The organism is Nocardia sp. CDC160 (assembly GCF_035818795.1).
Classification (GTDB): Bacteria; Actinomycetota; Actinomycetes; order Mycobacteriales; family Mycobacteriaceae; genus Nocardia.
The window spans coordinates 78063-92327 of record NZ_JAYKYT010000002.1 but is presented as its reverse complement, the minus strand read 5'-3'; the positions used below and the strand labels follow the sequence as shown (position 1 = coordinate 92327).

The window sequence follows — 14265 nt, the reverse complement described above, 5'->3', positions numbered from 1 at the left end:
CTACTCGGCACCCAGGTCCGCGAACATCTTGCGCTTCATGGCCGGGATGGCATTGGCCGTGCGGAAGACGAGTTTGCCCGCCTCACGCGCGAACCGACTGTCGGACACCGACTGATTGGCCGCGGTCAGCGAGGTGCGCACCGCCGCGAAGCCGTAATCGATCATGGCCGCCTCGTATTCGCGCAGGCCCTCGATCAGCCCGTGCTCCCGGCGCTCGGCGGCGACCAGGGCCCGGCACAGACCCTGCGCGTCGCGCAGCGCGGTATTCGCGCCGATGCCCGCGAACGGGGTCATGCTGTGGATGGCGTCGCCGAGCAGGGTCACCGTGCTGGTCTCCCACGCCGGGATCGGCACCGAGGTCTTGATCGGCAGCAGGGTGGCGGTCTCCGGATCGGAATCGGCCACCAGCGTGCGGAGTTCGGGTGCCCAGCCCGTGGTCATGCGCACGGCCAGGTCGTGCAGGGCCACGGGGGAGAGGGATTCGAGGTCGGTGCCGTAGCGTTCGCGCTTGGCCGCGAAGGCCCAGAAGACGTAGGGCTGGGTGTTGTCGTGCAGCAGGCCCGCGGGCAGTCCGGCCTGGTTACCGGCGATCTGCTCCGCGCCCTCCGGAATCTCGAATTCGTGCGGGGCCAGGAACATTCCGCAGCCCGACGGCGGGATCACGCTGAGCGGATTGCGCAGCAGCCGCGCGTCCAGGCGGGCCCGGGACTCCGGGGTCAGCCCGTATTTTCCGGCGATGGTGACGATTCCGGTGTCCACGCGCTCGGCGTGCGGCAGCAACTGCGCGCGCACCCGCGAGGTGCCGCCGTCCGCGCCGACCAGCACATCGCCGACTTCGGAAGTGCCGTCGGCGAAATGGGCGCGCACGCGGCCGTCGGGCAGTCGTTCATAGCGTTCGAACATGCTGCCGTAGTGCACGACGCCGTCCAGATCGGCCAGCAGCAGCTGGCGCAGGGTGATGCGGCTGATGCCGTAGTGCCCGCTGCTGGTCTGCTCGCCCTCGTCGGGATCGATCTGCAGCAGTTCGCGCAGCTGGTCGGTGATGAAGCCGAAGCCGTTGCCGCCGCGGCCCGCGCAGGCCACGAAGGTCGAAAACAGTTCCGGCGACAGCAGTTCGGCCAAGGCGCCGCTGCCGTGCGGGTTGATGTGGATGCGGAAGCCCTGCAGGCGGTCGGTGCGCTGGGTCTCGCGTTCGTGGACGCTGACGCTCACGCCCGCGCGGCGCAGTCCATTGGCGAGCGCGAGCCCGCCGATGCCGCCGCCAGCGACGATCACGTGCAGGGGTGTGTTGGTGGCCATGACAATTCGGTTCCTCTCCGTGCTCAGATCCGGCTCCAGCCGAATCCGCCCGGGCGTTTGCGATTCGCCCGTTGCTGGTGCTGTGCTCCCGCCGTGGCCCAGGCCTCGATCATGCGATCCAGCAGCCGGGTCAGCGTCTCCACGTCCTCGGCCGACCAGTCGGCAATGACCGCGCCGAACACCTGGTCGCCGATCTCGAGGAATTTCGCGAGCTCCGCGCGTCCCTCGTCGGTGGCCGAGACGAGCACCGCCCGCCGGTCCGCCGGATCGGGGGAGGTGCTGACCAGGCCGGAATCGATCAGGGCCTGGACGTGGCGGGTAATGGAAGACGGCAGGGCGTCGAGGCATTCGGCGATCTCCCCGGCCCGCAACGGCCCCGACTCGACAGCGCACTGCAACACGCCCACCCGCACCGGGTCGTAGGCGCGAGAGGTGCCCTGCCGCATGGCTTCCGCGAACCGTGAGGTGCTGCGTGCCAGCCGCGACACCTGATCTTTGTTTGCTTCCATGAATCAACTATAAAACTTGATTGCGTGAAACAAAAGAGTGTCGCGGAAAACAGACATCAGCGTGGGGGTTGGATTCAGTACGCTGCCGTCAATGCCCTGCATCGGCAGGCGGAACGAGGGGGACGGATGAATACGAGACTGACCAGCTTCACCCATGACGGTCTGAGCTTCGATGTGCTCGATGAGGGGCCGCTGGACGGTGTGCCGGTCGTGCTGCTGCACGGCTGGCCGCAGACCGCCACCCAGTGGTCGCGGCTGGTTCCGTATCTGCACGAGAACGGTTACCGCACAATCGCTCCCACCCAGCGCGGGTACGCGCCCGGTGCGCGACCGCGGGGGCGGTACGCCTACCGGATAAGTGCGTTGGTCGGCGATACCGTGGCGTTGATCGAGGCGCTGGGTGGGTCGCCCGTGCATCTGGTCGGGCACGATTGGGGGTCGGCGGTCGCCTGGTCGACGGCCGCCGCGCATCCGGAGTTGGTGCGCACGCTCACCTCGGTGTCGGTGCCGCATCCGATGGCGTTCATGCGCACCATGCTGACCAGCTCGCAGTTCTTCCGAACCTTCTACATGGTGGTGTTCCAGCTGCCCTGGTTGCCGGAGTTGGTGATTTCCAATGCTTTTCGGGCCGTCGGCACCGACCCCGATCGCCGTCGGCGGGCGTTGGCCATGTCGGGCATGGACGGTGAACAGTTCGATCGAATTCGGCGCGACATCATCGACGGCGGTGCGCTGAAGTACTCGGTCAACTGGTACCGCGCGATGTTGATCGCCAACCCGCGGCAGGTATTCCGAAAGGTCACCGTGCCGACGACGCACGTGTCCAGCACCCGCGACCCGTTCATGGTCGCCAAGAACGCGGTGCTCGCGGCCCGCTACGTCCAGGGGCCGTTCACCCACGAGGTGCTCGACGCCACCCACTGGGTTCCCGAGGAACGACCGGCCGAGCTGGCCACGCTCATCACGTCCCGAATTTCGGCCGCGGTTCGGTAGCGCGGCGGGCGCGTTTGCCGCGCGCGATCTCGGTGCCGAGGGCGTCGAGCGGATTCGCGAAGTGCCGCAAGGGATCCGCGAGTGCGGCAAGCCACGAGGTGGCCGATTCGACGCCCGCGGGATCGAGGCCGTAGAAGCGCCTGGTGCCCTCGGCGCGCACGATAACCAGCCCGGCCTCCCGCAACACCTTCAAATGCTGCGAGACGCCGGGCTGCGAAATCGAGTACTCGGCGCGAATCGTCTCGACGATCGTGCCCGCGGGCTGCTCCCCACCGGCCACCAGGACGAGAATGTGGCGGCGGATCGGATCGCCCAGGGCCTCGAAAACACCTTCAGGAGAAGGGGAAACTCGGGCTGGTGAAGGGGAAACCCGCGCAGGTGAAGGGGAAACCCGGGCTGGTGAAGGGGAAACTCCAGCCGGGGAGGAGGAATCCTGGCCGGGGGGAGGGAAATCCCCGGTGGGCGAAGAGGAATCCTTGGACGGGGGAGAGGAATCCCTGGCGGGGGAAGGGCTCATCGGGATTCGGGGGTGTCCTCGGGCTCGACGGTGTAGAAGGCGAAGGTAGCGTCCGCGGCGGCGCGCGCCGCGTCCGGGTCATCGCCGTCGGCCATGGCGGCCTCGGCCCAGGAGGTGGCGGCGCGGCGGATGAAGTCCTTGCCCTCGGGCGTCTTGTGCAGGGTGCGGCCCACGTCCGGATCCACGGGTTCGCCGGTCGCGATGTGTGCGGCCAGGCCCAGGAGCGCGAGATCCCAGCCGACACCCACCGCGCCCGGGCCGAACTGGCCCCAGAACTGCGGATCGACGGGCATCTCGTGCTCGAGCTCCAGCTCGGTGTCGTCCCCGGACGGGCTCAGGCTGACCTTCACCCACGAGACCTGCCCGGCGAATTCCCAGGTGATGGCAAAGACTTTGGGCGCATCGCAGCGCTCGACCACTCCGCCCGCCTGGCCCTCGAGCTGATAGCGCCCGCCCTCGGCCAGTTCGCCGCTGATCGGCAGGAACCAGCGCGGAATCCGCTCCGCATCGGTCAGCGCGTCCCACAGATCGCCCTGATCGGTCGGGTACGTGCGGCGAGCCACCGCGATTCGCGTCGGCTTGCCGTCCCGCGAACCGGTTCGCACCTCACGGGTCACCATTCCCGCCAGTGCCGCGGGGTCGGAAATGAGCGTCATAGCGTTCCTCCTTCTATAAGTATGAACTTATATTAGCAACTCCGGCGAGCGAATGCCGCGCCCTGTCGGTCTCCGGCCGCACACTGGTGGGCATGGAGATCACCTCGGCCGTCGGCGCGGTACTCGGAGCCTTCGGACTCTCGGGGGCCGCGGGGCTCAATGCCTGGCTGCCCCTGCTGGTGGTGGGCATCGCCGATCGCATCGGCTGGATCGACCTCGGCAGCTCCTACCACTGGCTCTCCTCGATCCCGGCCCTGCTCGTCATCGGGGTGGTGTTCCTGCTCGACCTGATCGGCGACAAGATTCCGGCGTTGGATTCGGGGCTGCACGCCATCGGCACCCTCATCGCCCCCGCCTCCGGGGCGATCCTCTTCACCGCCGAATCGAGCATCTCCTCCCACCTCCCGCCCGCCGTCACCGCCATCCTCGGCGCTGTCACCGCGGGCAGCATCCACGTCGGCCGCTCGGTGGCCCGCCCCTTCGTCACGGGAACCACTGCGGGCGTGGGTAATCCGGTGGTCTCCTCGGCCGAGGACGGAACCTCCCTGGTGCTCACCGTCCTGGCCCTGGCTCTCCCCATCCTGGCTTTCCTGGCGGTCTTGGTCCTCCTGGTCGCCCTGACGTGGCTGGGCTTCCGAGCCCGCCGCTGGCTACGCAGCCGCCGCACCCGAAATCAACCGGATCCGGCCTAAGCTTCGGCCGATTCCTCTTGGGGTTGGCCCTATTTCGGGCGTACGCGGGCGGATTCGATACGGGCGGCGAGTTCGACCAGGTCCGCGGCGGGGCCGGTCGGTGGTGTGCGCCGGTGCCAGATGGCGCGAAATTTCCTGGTCAGGACGATCGGGTCCGCCAGGCGCACCTCGTGGAGGGTCCCGGCGCGCAGTTCGTGCGCCACGATCAGGCGGCTGACCACGGCGGGTGCCGCACCGCTGCGGGCGGTGGCGAGAATCGCCGCGGCCGAACCGAGTTCGGCCGCGGGCGGGGCCGGGGTGCCGTGGATGGCGAGGGCCTCCCACACCGTGTCGCGGGTTCCGGATCCCTTCTCGCGCCACAGGAGTGGGGTGTTGGCGAGCTCGCTCGGGGTGATCGGGCGGCGGCGAGTGGCCCAGGGGTGAGTGGGCGCGACCACCACGACGAGTTCGTCGGCGGCGAGGATGCGGCTGCCCAATCCCGTTGGCGCATGCGGTCCTTCGACGAATCCGAGTTCGGCCTCCCGGTCACGGACCGTCGCCGCGACCTGCCGGGAGTTCGTCACGTCCAGGACCACCGCCAGGTCCGGATGGGTCTTCCGCAGCGCCGTGAGCCAGTGCGGAATGCGCAGGTCCGCAATGGTTGTGGAGGCCACGATGCGCAGCCTCGGTCGCGTCGCCCGATGCAATTCGGCGATGCCATCGCTCAATTCGACCGCCGCCGCCAGCACCCGTCGCCCAAGTTCGACCACGGTCTGTCCCGCATCGGTCAACACCGACCCGCTCCGCCCGCGATCCAGCAACCGCAGATTCACCCGCCGCTCCAGCGCGCTGATCCGCATGCTCGCCGCCGGTTGACTCATGCCGTGGCGTCGCGCGGCCGCCCCGAGACTCCCCAGCTCCGCCACCGACACCAGCAGGTCGAGCACCTCCAAATCGGGTGTCCCCGGCGGCAAAGTCATAAGCCCACCTTATGAGGTGCTCGCCATTCGATCACTACCTGCCGACCGAACCGCCCACCAGGATTGACGCATCCGCACGTAGCGGACCGAAAACTCAGTAGAGGAGCGCCCCGTGACCTACGTAATCGGAGCCGCCTGCGTCGACGTCCTGGACAAGGCCTGCATCGAAGAATGCCCCATCGATTGCATCTACATCGGCAACCGCATGGCCTACATCCACCCCGACCAGTGCACCGACTGCGGCGCCTGCGAACCCGCCTGCCCCGTGGAAGCCATCTACTACGAAGACGACATCCCTTCCGACCAACAACAATTCATCACGGAGAACGCCCTCTTCTTTCGCGACCCCCTCCCTGGCCAACCCGCTCCGCTCGGCGACCCGACCAGCGCCACCAGCGTCGGCCACCTCGGCGTAGACACCCCCTACGTCCGCGACTACCAGCGACCCGAATAGGTCGAGCCCCGGTGAGTTCGTTTGGGCCGCAGGGTGATTGCTCTGCGGCCCGGTGTCGATCACCACGACTGGAGTTTGCGGCGGTAGCGAGGCTGGAAGACGATGCGGTTGAGGAGGCCGATGGGTCGCGGCATGGCGGCCAGGAATGCGCGGCGTTCCTCGGGCGTGACGTTGTCGAGGATCCACGGGATGTAGACGGCCGCGCCGGAGGGGCCTTGGCGGCGGGCCATGGCCGAGCGGAAGGCGGCCCAGTCGGAAGGCTTCAATACCCGCTGGATCAACGGCAGTGCGGCGTCTTCCTCGTGGCGCATGTGGTCGTCGAGGACCTCGGCCAATTCCCGCACGTGCTCGCCGAGCGTCGAAGATCGTTGCGCGAGGGCCTCGTCCACGACCGCGAGCAGCGGGTCCAATCGCGCGTGCTCGGCCTCCATCTCCGCGATGAGTGCGAGGTCGTCGGGTCGGTCGGCCACCGCGTCGAGCAGGCGCGGCCAGAGGACGGCGTCCTCGACCGAATGATGAACGTCGAGTTGGCGTTTGAAGTTCGCCCAGCCCGCGCGCACACCGGGAGTGTCCATCCGTCCGGTCTCGGCGGCCTCGCGCAGGCGCGCCAGATCGCGGCGGAAGGCATTGTGGGTGGCGTACATGGGTGTGAAATCGATGAGCTCGGTGTTCGAGGCGTCGACAGACATGGTGTGTCCCTTCAGTTCTGGAACGCGGCGGCGTTTTCGGCGGACCACTGCGCGAAGGTGAGCGCGGGGCGGCCCAGCAGCTCCGCGACGGTGTCGGTGGTGGGGCCGGGGGTGTGGGCGTAGTCGGCGAGCGAGCCGAGCAGTCGGGCGGGGATTTCCTCGGGCAGGCCCTGTGCCAGGAGCGCGGCGCGTACCTGCTCGGGCGCGACCTCGTCGAAAGACAGGTCGATGCCGAGGGTTTCGCCGAGAATGCGCACCTTGTCGAGTTGGGTCAGCGACTCCGGCCCGGTGAGCACGTAGGCGCGGCCGTCGTGCCCGGGATCGGTGAGTGCCGAGGCGGCGACGGCGGCGATATCGCGGTGGTGGATGGGCGAGGTGGCCGCCTTCGGGTAGGCACCCCGGACCATTCCGGTGGCGCGCACCTGCGGAGCCCAAGCCAGCGCGTTCGCGTCGAAATCCGCGCACCGCAACGCCGTCCACGCCAGGCCGGACTCCTGCGCGGCCTGCTCCGCCGCCCGAAATCCGTCGGCGAAACGCGGTTCTCCCGCCGGATACTGCACCGTCAGCGCGGAAATGACCACGGTACGACGCACTCCCGCCGCGGCCGCGGCCGCCAGCAACTCCGGGGCCGCGCGCCCGACCGCCCGCGGACTGATCAGCACGGCCTCGGCCCCCTCCCACACCGATCGCAATGACCGCGGGTCGGACGGATCTCCGGTCACCACTCGCGCCTCGGCGGGTAGCCGGGCCTGGTCCGGGTCGCGGCTGACGGCGGTCACCTCCCGTCCGGATTCCAGTAGGAGCCGGATGGTTTCGCGGCCGACGAACCCTGTCGCTCCGGTGATGACGATCATCATGAACCTCGATTGATAATATGAAATTCGTACAATCACTAGACTAGCGTATATGGGTATCGTATTAAATGGTGATCTGAGTCACCTGATCGTTGGCTTTTCCGCAGGTGGGATGCCGCCGCCGAGCGCTATGACTGCCGTAAAATGTGGATTTCGTACAAGTTGAGGGAGGGCGCGGTGAGCTCCGCGACGCAGCAACCCGAGGATGCGCGGCTACGCCGCCGCGCCGCGGGCGAGGTGAAGTCCGCGGTGCGCGGACTCCGCAACAACCTCGCGATGCTCAACCGCCAGGTCGGTCTCCGCCTGGACCTGCGCGATGTCGACCTGGACTGCCTCGACCTGATCAACAATCACGGCCCGATCAGCCCCACCGCCCTCGCCCGCACCGCGGGCCTCCACCCCGCCACCCTCACCGGCATTCTCGACCGCCTCGAACGCGGCGGCTGGATCATCCGCGAACGCGCCTCCGCCGACCGCCGCTCCGTGGTCGTCCGCACGATCCCCGACCGCCTGGGCGACCTCTACCGCCTTCTCGCGGGAATGAACACCTCCCTGGACGAGATCTGCGCCGACTACACCCTCGACCAACTCCGGCTCATCTCGGAATTCCTCCGCCGCACCGCGACCGCCGGTCTCGACTCCGGCCGAGAACTCCAATAGGCGCGTCGCCAAATCCCCTACGGCACAAGGGTTTCGTGGACGCTGCGCCACCGCAGCCCATTGCGGGCCGCTGCGTCTGCCAGGAGCAGACCACTGGTCCACCGCGCCGCCGGTCCGTCCGGGCGATGATGAATCTCCCGAAACCGCGCCACCGCACAATCATCCGCCCGATGCAGCACCTCGATATCGACAATGTCGATCGTGAGCCCCGGCATCGAATGACCCGCGCCCTCCAGCCCCTTCAGCAGTTGCTCCCGTGCGACGACTGCCCCCTGCATGACGACCATCGAAAACTCACGATGCAACTGCTCCCCGAAACGCTCCAAGCCATCGTGGGCGTCCGGCATCCCGAGCCAGCGTCCCAGATCGTCGTGCAATGTCTTGATCTCATCGACGAGCAGGTCCTGATCGATCACCACGCACCTCCGATTGGTCAATGGGATTCGGTTCACCGACCTTATCCGCGCCGCGTCATGCGCCCACTGGCGGAGCGGTAGCGCGCCTTGCCGTTCTGGATGCCGTGGTAGGACACGAGCTGCTGACGGGAGTAACCGGTGAACTTCTCCAAGGGCAGCCCGGCGGGGGCGAACAGGTCCTTGCCGACCGGGACGAAGCGGCGGGAGATGACCGGTACGTTGCCGCCCGCGAAGGCGGTGACGATCCGGCGCTGCGTTTCGTCGGCGGGCTCGTAGGTGGCGGTCTCCGCGAGTACACCATCCTCGACGCAGACGTCCACGCGCATCTGGTTGGATCGATAGGTGCCGGTGTAGGGCGTCAGATCCTCGACCTCGATGGGCGCGGCGATCAGGTCCGGCACCGTGACACCCAGTCGATTGCGCAACAGCGACAACAGGATTCGGTCGAACAAGGCCATGGCCCGGGCGTCGTTACCGTAGGCGGCGAAGACCAGATCGTGTCCGGGCACGGCCATCAGCACGGCCACGCCACCCGGGGAAGCGCCCGAATGCGACAGCACGGTGATATCGCCGAACGGCATGAGCAGCCAGCCCAATCCAATGGGTGGGAGATGCGGAGTGCCCATGCTGTAGGTGACCGTCCGCATGCGCGCCGCCGAATCCTCGGACAGCACCCGCGTTCCATTCGGCGCGACCCCACCCGACAGGTGCAGACGCCCGAAGGCCAGCAGATCACCGACGCTGCCGATCGCCGAGGAACCCGCCGGACCCCACGAGTCCGGAAGCTTGAACAGATCCGTGCGTCGCGCGCCGACCGGATCCGCGAAGTGTCCGACGGCGGTGCTGCGCAGAATCGCCCGCTCGGCGCTGGTCACCGCATCGTTCATCCCGGCCGGTGTGAACAGATCCCGTTGCAGCAGTTCGTGATACGGCAGCCCGGCCACCACTTCGAGGACCCGACCCGCCACGATCATCCCGCCATTGGAGTAACTGATGTACTCACCCGGCGCGAAGAGCGTGCCGACCTGTTCGGCCATGCCCGCCACCGCAACCCGCAGTGCCTCCGGCCCATTCACATCCGGAAAGTAGAGATCCGCATCAATCCCATTGGTATGCGACAGCAGATGCCTGATCCGAATGTCCTCCGCCCCAGGCACCGCCAGCCGAAACTCGGGCAGATACGCAATCACCCTCTCGTCCAGATCAATCCGCCCCCGCTCCACCTGCCGCATCACCAACGTGGTCGTGAACACCTTGGTAACCGACCCGAACAAGAACCCGGTATCCGCCCGCATCGGCTCCCCTGTAACCACATTGGTCACCCCCTCCGCCACCACCTCCCGCTCACCCGCGTGATACACCCCGGCAACAACCCCGGGAACCCCACTCGCACTCCGAAATTCAGTCACCATGTCCTGCAGCTCAAAATTCGTCATGCCCCGACCATGACCGACCCCGCTGACAGCCCACCGACAGACCGCCGACAGCGCCACCGCAGGTCAATCGGTCGCGGGCCGTAGGTGACGCCGAGACCGGGGATCGGCCGGTTTCGCCATAGTGTCGCCGCGCTCACACTTGAACGTGTTCAATAAACGGCATAGCCTCCTAGTTGAACACGTTCAAATATGTAAGGAGCTGGGGAAATGGACCTCGTCGTCGTCACGTACGTGACCTACGCGATTGTCAGCTTGGTGCTGACGTTCTGGGTGGCCCGCACCCTGCACCACACCGGTGCGCGGTTTCTGGTGGATGTCATGAATGGAGACACCGATCTGGCCGAGGTCGTGAATCATCTGCTGGTCATCGGGTTCTGGCTCGTCAATGCCGGCTTCGTGGCGTTGGCCCTGCGGATCAGCGGCCCGGTCGTCGATGTGCGCGCCGCGATCGAGGAACTGGCCTCGAAACTCGGCATGGTCTTGTTGGTGCTCGGCGGTATGCACTTCGCAAACCTGATCGCCCTGAACAAGATCCGACGCAGCAGGCACCAGGAGAAGCAGGCCGCCGTCCCTCCCGTTCCGCCCGCCGCTGCCGCACTAGCCTGATCCACATGACCCGCCCCGAGCCCGCGACCGCGCGCGGCGAGGAAACTCGCCAGCAGATCATCGACGCCGCCCTCCGTCTTTTCGAGCAGAACGGCTACACGAAGACCACCATGCGCGCGATCGCGGGCGAAGCAGGCGTCAGCGTCGGCAACGCCTACTACTACTTCACTTCCAAGGAACAGCTGGTCCAGGGCTTCTACCAACAGATCCAAACCCTGCACGAACAGCGGCTCCGGCAAACCACCCGCGGCGACTCGCTCGCCGCCCGCTGGCAGACAATGGAACTGGCCTTCGTCGACATAGCCGCCCCCTACCACGAATTCGGCGGCAAATTCTTCGCCAGCGCGGCCGAGCCCACCAGCCCCCTCAATCCCTTCAGCGCCGAAAGTCGCCCCGCCCGAGAATCATCCATCGCCATCATGCGCGACCTGGTAATCGGCAACGACATCAAAGGCGACAAGCGCCTCCTGGCCGAACTCCCGAACCTCCTGTGGCTGGCCCACATGGGCATAGTCCTGTTCTGGGTCCACGACCGCACCCCCCACCAGGAGCGCACCCGCCTCCTGATCCGCCGAGTAGCCCCCCTCGTAGAACGATTCGTGTCCCTCTCGAGACTCCGCCCCCTACGCCCCGTCCTCTACCCGGCCCTGGACCTCATCAACGACCTCGCCAACGAGCCCCCTCCGAAACCAGAACCCGACCCCAAAACCTCAGCCCAGAAATCAATTGGCACGGGCTCGTCGTTCTGAACATGAAGAAGGGAAACGTCGATGCGGAGAACAGTTCTCGTCGCCGCGGCGCTGGTGGCAATCACCGGCGGGATCACCGCGATTACCGGTACGGCGGGTGCGGTCGATGACAAGGCGACGTGCGCGGCCGTCAACACCGCGTGGGACGAACTGCGCAGCCGTCTCGCAGCGCTCGACGACAAGGACTCGATCACCAACCTACGGCAAATCTACGTCGACACCGCGGGGAAACTCTCCGCCGCCGCGGCCGCCGCGGACCCGGGACCACTGGAGGACGCGCTCAATACCGCTGCCGCACAACTGAACCGGCTCCAATCCGCAACAACCCGCGACGACTTCGACAGGATCGTGCACGATCCCGCATTCACCGCCGCCATGGACGCCTTCGGCACCCCCTGCGGCCTCTGACCCGGCCCCACCGTCCGCCCCCAGAAACCAGAATTGGGCCGTTGAGCTTCAGCTCAACGGCCCAATCCGAGCGCTACCAGTTCGACCAATTTGCGTGGAGGTTGGAACGTCCGTATCCGCCAAGGCGATGTCGGCGCATTCTCCGGCGCGCATCGCCGTTTCGAGCATCAGCCGGACGATGGCTTCGGATCAGCGGTCACCGAGGGTGGGTTCGAAGAGAGTAGCTATGCGGGTGGCGGCCGCGCAGGAGTCTTCTCTGACGGGAACGACCATCACATTGATATTGAGCACGCCGGATTTGGTGCGGAGCGCCGTGGAGCATCCCATCGAGATCGTCCTGCCGTCGGCATCGTAATTTTCTGGATGGGTGAAGGCCTCACGCCCATTGATTGCGGAGAGCTCGGGCTGCCGAGATCCGGTGGCGGTAGCTCGAGCTTGCGCGTCGGCGAGCAGAGCATCATATTGCGACGCGGAGTTCTCGACGGGCGCGGTCAACAAAATCAGCTGCAGCGTGCTGTACGGCGAGTTCATCGAACATTCCTGCGCCGGCACCCCCTCACCCTTCACCTGCTTGGTACCCGGATTGAACCCCGCCTCCCGAATCAGCGAGTCACTGATCTCCCGACACGGATCCAACACCCCCGCCACCGCCGTACCCGATCCCCTGGAACAACCACCAACAACCGCTGCCGCGGACACGACAATCACAATGCAGCCCAAGCGCTTCAGCACAACATCCTCCCGCCCCGAACCTTAGCGCAGGCGAAACCCAAAGCGCCCGCCCACTTTTCGGAAACACGAATTGGGCCCCCGAGCAGCAGCTCAGGGGCCCAATCAGGCACTGACCTCAGTCCAGATAGTCGCGCAAGACCTGGCTGCGGCTGGGGTGGCGCAGTTTGGACATGGTCTTGGATTCGATTTGGCGGATTCGTTCTCGGGTTACGCCGTAGACCTGGCCGATTTCGTCCAGGGTTCGGGGTTGGCCGTCGGTGAGGCCGAAACGCAAACGGACGACACCGGCTTCGCGCTCGGAGAGGGTCTCGAGGACCGACTGCAGCTGGTCCTGGAGGAGGGTGAAGCTGACCGCGTCTACTGCGACAACCGCTTCGGAGTCTTCGATGAAGTCGCCGAGTTGGGAGTCGCCTTCGTCGCCGATGGTTTGGTCCAGGGAGATGGGCTCGCGGGCGTATTGCTGGATTTCCAGCACCTTTTCCGGAGTGATGTCCATTTCCTTGGCGAGCTCTTCGGGGGTGGGCTCGCGGCCCAGGTCCTGGAGGAGTTCGCGCTGGATGCGGCCGAGCTTGTTGATGACCTCGACCATGTGCACGGGGATGCGGATGGTGCGGGCCTGGTCGGCCATGGCGCGGGTGATGGCCTGGCGGATCCACCACGTCGCGTAGGTCGAGAACTTGTAACCCTTGGTGTAGTCGAACTTCTCGACCGCGCGGATCAGACCGAGATTGCCTTCCTGGATGAGGTCCAGGAACGCCATGCCGCGGCCGGTGTAGCGCTTGGCCAAGGAGACGACCAGTCGCAGGTTGGCTTCCAGCAGGTGGTTCTTGGCGCGGTTGCCGTCGCGCATGATCCACTGCAGGTCGCGGCGCGACTGCACGGGCAGCTTCTCGCCCTTCTCGGCGAACTCGCGCAGCTTCTCGGTGGCGTAGAGCCCGGCCTCGATGCGCTTGGCGAGCTCGACCTCCTCCTCGGCGTTGAGCAGCGCGACCTTGCCGATCTGCTTCAGGTACGCGCGGACCGAGTCGGCCGAGGCGGTGAGCTCGGCGTCCTTGCGGGCCTGGCGCAGCGCCTCGGATTCCTCTTCGTCCCAGACGAAGTCGCCGGAGGCCTTGTCCTTCTCCGAGGGCTCGTCGGCCTCTTCGGCCTCCTCGCCCGCGACGGCGGCGGGAACGGCCTCGCCGTCCGCCTCTTCCTCGTCGTCGACCTCGTCGACGATTTCCTCGTCGTCGCCGAGGTCGTCCTCGTCGACTTCCAGGTCATCGAGGTCGTCGAGTTCCAGCGACTCGTCGTCGAGGACCTCGTCGCCCTCGGCGCCTTCCAGGCCGGGCTCGGCGGCCTTCTTCGGCGAGGCCTTCTTGGCCGCCGTCTTCTTGGCGGTGGCCTTGGTCGCCTTCTTCGCCGCGGTCTTCTTGGCCGCGGTCTTCTTCGCCGCGGCCTTCTTGGCCGGGGCAGCCTTCTTGGCGGCAGCCTTCTTGACCGGCCGTGCTGCGGTGGTGTCTGCTGAGTCGGCGGCGTCGGCCGATTCGGCGGTCTCTCGGGTATTCGTGGCTACCACGTACGCCCTTTCGTGACGGTCTCGTGCGGCGTCACGCCAGAGTGGAGTTCCGGCGGAGCGGTTCTGTCGGGGGGTAAA

At 66.8% G+C, this 14265-nt stretch carries 18 protein-coding genes; 7 read left to right on the top strand and 11 right to left on the bottom strand.

Annotated features, from left to right (window positions below; genetic code table 11):
• Together VMT40_RS07820 and VMT40_RS07815 are read right to left on the bottom strand one after the other, a co-directional pair.
• Positions 1-1299: an FAD-dependent oxidoreductase gene (locus VMT40_RS07820; RefSeq protein ID WP_326357315.1), complete on the bottom strand. Its 1299-nt coding sequence runs from the start codon at positions 1297-1299 to the stop codon at positions 1-3.
• A 23-nt stretch (positions 1300-1322) separates the two neighbouring features.
• Complete coding sequence (locus tag VMT40_RS07815) at positions 1323-1808, bottom strand: MarR family winged helix-turn-helix transcriptional regulator (RefSeq protein WP_326357314.1); 486 nt, start codon at positions 1806-1808, stop codon at positions 1323-1325.
• A 126-nt stretch (positions 1809-1934) separates the two neighbouring features.
• Here VMT40_RS07815 and VMT40_RS07810 point away from each other — a divergent pair, with 126 nt between their 5' ends.
• The gene (locus VMT40_RS07810; RefSeq protein WP_326357313.1) at positions 1935-2801 is read left to right on the top strand and encodes an alpha/beta fold hydrolase; all 867 of its coding nucleotides are present in this window, start codon (positions 1935-1937) and stop codon (positions 2799-2801) included.
• Here the strand turns inward: VMT40_RS07810 and VMT40_RS07805 are convergent.
• Both VMT40_RS07805 and VMT40_RS07800 read right to left on the bottom strand, forming a co-directional pair.
• Positions 2770-3081 carry an ArsR/SmtB family transcription factor gene (locus VMT40_RS07805; RefSeq protein WP_442789933.1) on the bottom strand — a complete coding sequence of 104 codons (312 nt, stop codon included), beginning with the start codon at positions 3079-3081 and terminating at the stop codon, positions 2770-2772. The genes VMT40_RS07810 and VMT40_RS07805 overlap by 32 nt on opposite strands.
• 233 nt (positions 3082-3314) lie before the next feature.
• Positions 3315-3974, bottom strand: coding sequence for an SRPBCC family protein (locus VMT40_RS07800; protein ID WP_326357312.1), 660 nt, complete (start codon positions 3972-3974; stop codon positions 3315-3317).
• A 92-nt stretch (positions 3975-4066) separates the two neighbouring features.
• Between VMT40_RS07800 and VMT40_RS07795 the strand changes: the two genes are divergently transcribed.
• A complete protein-coding gene (locus VMT40_RS07795) occupies positions 4067-4666 on the top strand; it encodes a DUF4126 domain-containing protein (RefSeq protein ID WP_326357311.1) in 600 nt (199 codons plus the stop codon).
• Positions 4667-4695: 29 nt separating this feature from the next.
• Here VMT40_RS07795 and VMT40_RS07790 read toward each other — a convergent pair whose 3' ends face one another.
• The gene (locus VMT40_RS07790) at positions 4696-5625 is read right to left on the bottom strand and encodes a LysR family transcriptional regulator (RefSeq protein WP_326357310.1); all 930 of its coding nucleotides are present in this window, start codon (positions 5623-5625) and stop codon (positions 4696-4698) included.
• 112 nt (positions 5626-5737) lie between these two features.
• Here VMT40_RS07790 and fdxA point away from each other — a divergent pair, with 112 nt between their 5' ends.
• Positions 5738-6079: a ferredoxin gene (gene fdxA, locus VMT40_RS07785; RefSeq protein WP_326357309.1), complete on the top strand. Its 342-nt coding sequence runs from the start codon at positions 5738-5740 to the stop codon at positions 6077-6079.
• 59 nt (positions 6080-6138) lie between these two features.
• Here the strand turns inward: fdxA and VMT40_RS07780 are convergent, their stop codons facing one another.
• Positions 6139-6768 carry a hemerythrin domain-containing protein gene (locus tag VMT40_RS07780; RefSeq protein WP_326357308.1) on the bottom strand — a complete coding sequence of 210 codons (630 nt, stop codon included), beginning with the start codon at positions 6766-6768 and terminating at the stop codon, positions 6139-6141.
• A gap of 11 nt (positions 6769-6779) precedes the next feature.
• Entirely contained in the window at positions 6780-7622 is an 843-nt protein-coding gene (locus tag VMT40_RS07775; RefSeq protein ID WP_326357307.1) for an NAD(P)H-binding protein, read from the bottom strand.
• 177 nt (positions 7623-7799) lie between these two features.
• Between VMT40_RS07775 and VMT40_RS07770 the strand changes: the two genes are divergently transcribed.
• Positions 7800-8282: a MarR family transcriptional regulator gene (locus VMT40_RS07770; RefSeq protein ID WP_326357306.1), complete on the top strand. Its 483-nt coding sequence runs from the start codon at positions 7800-7802 to the stop codon at positions 8280-8282.
• Between the two features lie 17 nt (positions 8283-8299).
• Here VMT40_RS07770 and VMT40_RS07765 read toward each other — a convergent pair whose 3' ends face one another.
• On the bottom strand, positions 8300-8698 hold the full coding sequence (locus VMT40_RS07765) for a DUF4440 domain-containing protein (protein ID WP_326357305.1): 399 nt from the start codon (positions 8696-8698) through the stop codon (positions 8300-8302).
• A 41-nt stretch (positions 8699-8739) separates the two neighbouring features.
• Positions 8740-10134, bottom strand: coding sequence for a serine hydrolase domain-containing protein (locus tag VMT40_RS07760; protein WP_326357304.1), 1395 nt, complete (start codon positions 10132-10134; stop codon positions 8740-8742).
• A gap of 207 nt (positions 10135-10341) precedes the next feature.
• On the opposite strand from VMT40_RS07760, the gene VMT40_RS07755 reads away from it, so the two are divergent.
• The 3 genes from VMT40_RS07755 to VMT40_RS07745 are packed head-to-tail and all read left to right on the top strand — an operon-like array spanning position 10342 to position 11897.
• Positions 10342-10740, top strand: a complete 399-nt coding sequence (locus VMT40_RS07755) for a hypothetical protein (RefSeq protein ID WP_326357303.1) — start codon at positions 10342-10344, stop codon at positions 10738-10740.
• Between the two features lie 5 nt (positions 10741-10745).
• Positions 10746-11489 (top strand): TetR/AcrR family transcriptional regulator, encoded by a 744-nt coding sequence (locus tag VMT40_RS07750; RefSeq protein ID WP_326357302.1) that lies wholly within the window; start codon positions 10746-10748, stop codon positions 11487-11489.
• A gap of 21 nt (positions 11490-11510) precedes the next feature.
• A complete protein-coding gene (locus VMT40_RS07745; RefSeq protein WP_326357301.1) occupies positions 11511-11897 on the top strand; it encodes a hypothetical protein in 387 nt (128 codons plus the stop codon).
• 189 nt (positions 11898-12086) lie between these two features.
• On the opposite strand, the gene VMT40_RS07740 is transcribed toward VMT40_RS07745, so the two are convergent.
• Together VMT40_RS07740 and VMT40_RS07735 are read right to left on the bottom strand one after the other, a co-directional pair.
• Complete coding sequence (locus VMT40_RS07740; RefSeq protein WP_326357300.1) at positions 12087-12629, bottom strand: DUF3558 family protein; 543 nt, start codon at positions 12627-12629, stop codon at positions 12087-12089.
• A gap of 115 nt (positions 12630-12744) precedes the next feature.
• Positions 12745-14187, bottom strand: a complete 1443-nt coding sequence (locus VMT40_RS07735) for an RNA polymerase sigma factor (RefSeq protein WP_442789932.1) — start codon at positions 14185-14187, stop codon at positions 12745-12747.
• Positions 14188-14265 lie beyond the last annotated feature (78 nt).

What these genes read in the sequence shown, in the direction of transcription:
- VMT40_RS07820 (WP_326357315.1), bottom strand. Translation starts at nt 1,299, where the DNA reads ATGGCCACCAACACACCCCTGCACGTGATCGTCGCTGGCGGCGGCATC.
- VMT40_RS07815 (WP_326357314.1), bottom strand. Translation starts at nt 1,808, where the DNA reads ATGGAAGCAAACAAAGATCAGGTGTCGCGGCTGGCACGCAGCACCTCA.
- VMT40_RS07810 (WP_326357313.1), top strand. Translation starts at nt 1,935, where the DNA reads ATGAATACGAGACTGACCAGCTTCACCCATGACGGTCTGAGCTTCGAT.
- VMT40_RS07800 (WP_326357312.1), bottom strand. Translation starts at nt 3,974, where the DNA reads ATGACGCTCATTTCCGACCCCGCGGCACTGGCGGGAATGGTGACCCGT.
- VMT40_RS07795 (WP_326357311.1), top strand. Translation starts at nt 4,067, where the DNA reads ATGGAGATCACCTCGGCCGTCGGCGCGGTACTCGGAGCCTTCGGACTC.
- VMT40_RS07790 (WP_326357310.1), bottom strand. Translation starts at nt 5,625, where the DNA reads ATGACTTTGCCGCCGGGGACACCCGATTTGGAGGTGCTCGACCTGCTG.
- VMT40_RS07780 (WP_326357308.1), bottom strand. Translation starts at nt 6,768, where the DNA reads ATGTCTGTCGACGCCTCGAACACCGAGCTCATCGATTTCACACCCATG.
- VMT40_RS07775 (WP_326357307.1), bottom strand. Translation starts at nt 7,622, where the DNA reads ATGATCGTCATCACCGGAGCGACAGGGTTCGTCGGCCGCGAAACCATC.
- VMT40_RS07760 (WP_326357304.1), bottom strand. Translation starts at nt 10,134, where the DNA reads ATGACGAATTTTGAGCTGCAGGACATGGTGACTGAATTTCGGAGTGCG.
- VMT40_RS07755 (WP_326357303.1), top strand. Translation starts at nt 10,342, where the DNA reads ATGGACCTCGTCGTCGTCACGTACGTGACCTACGCGATTGTCAGCTTG.
- VMT40_RS07750 (WP_326357302.1), top strand. Translation starts at nt 10,746, where the DNA reads ATGACCCGCCCCGAGCCCGCGACCGCGCGCGGCGAGGAAACTCGCCAG.
- VMT40_RS07745 (WP_326357301.1), top strand. Translation starts at nt 11,511, where the DNA reads ATGCGGAGAACAGTTCTCGTCGCCGCGGCGCTGGTGGCAATCACCGGC.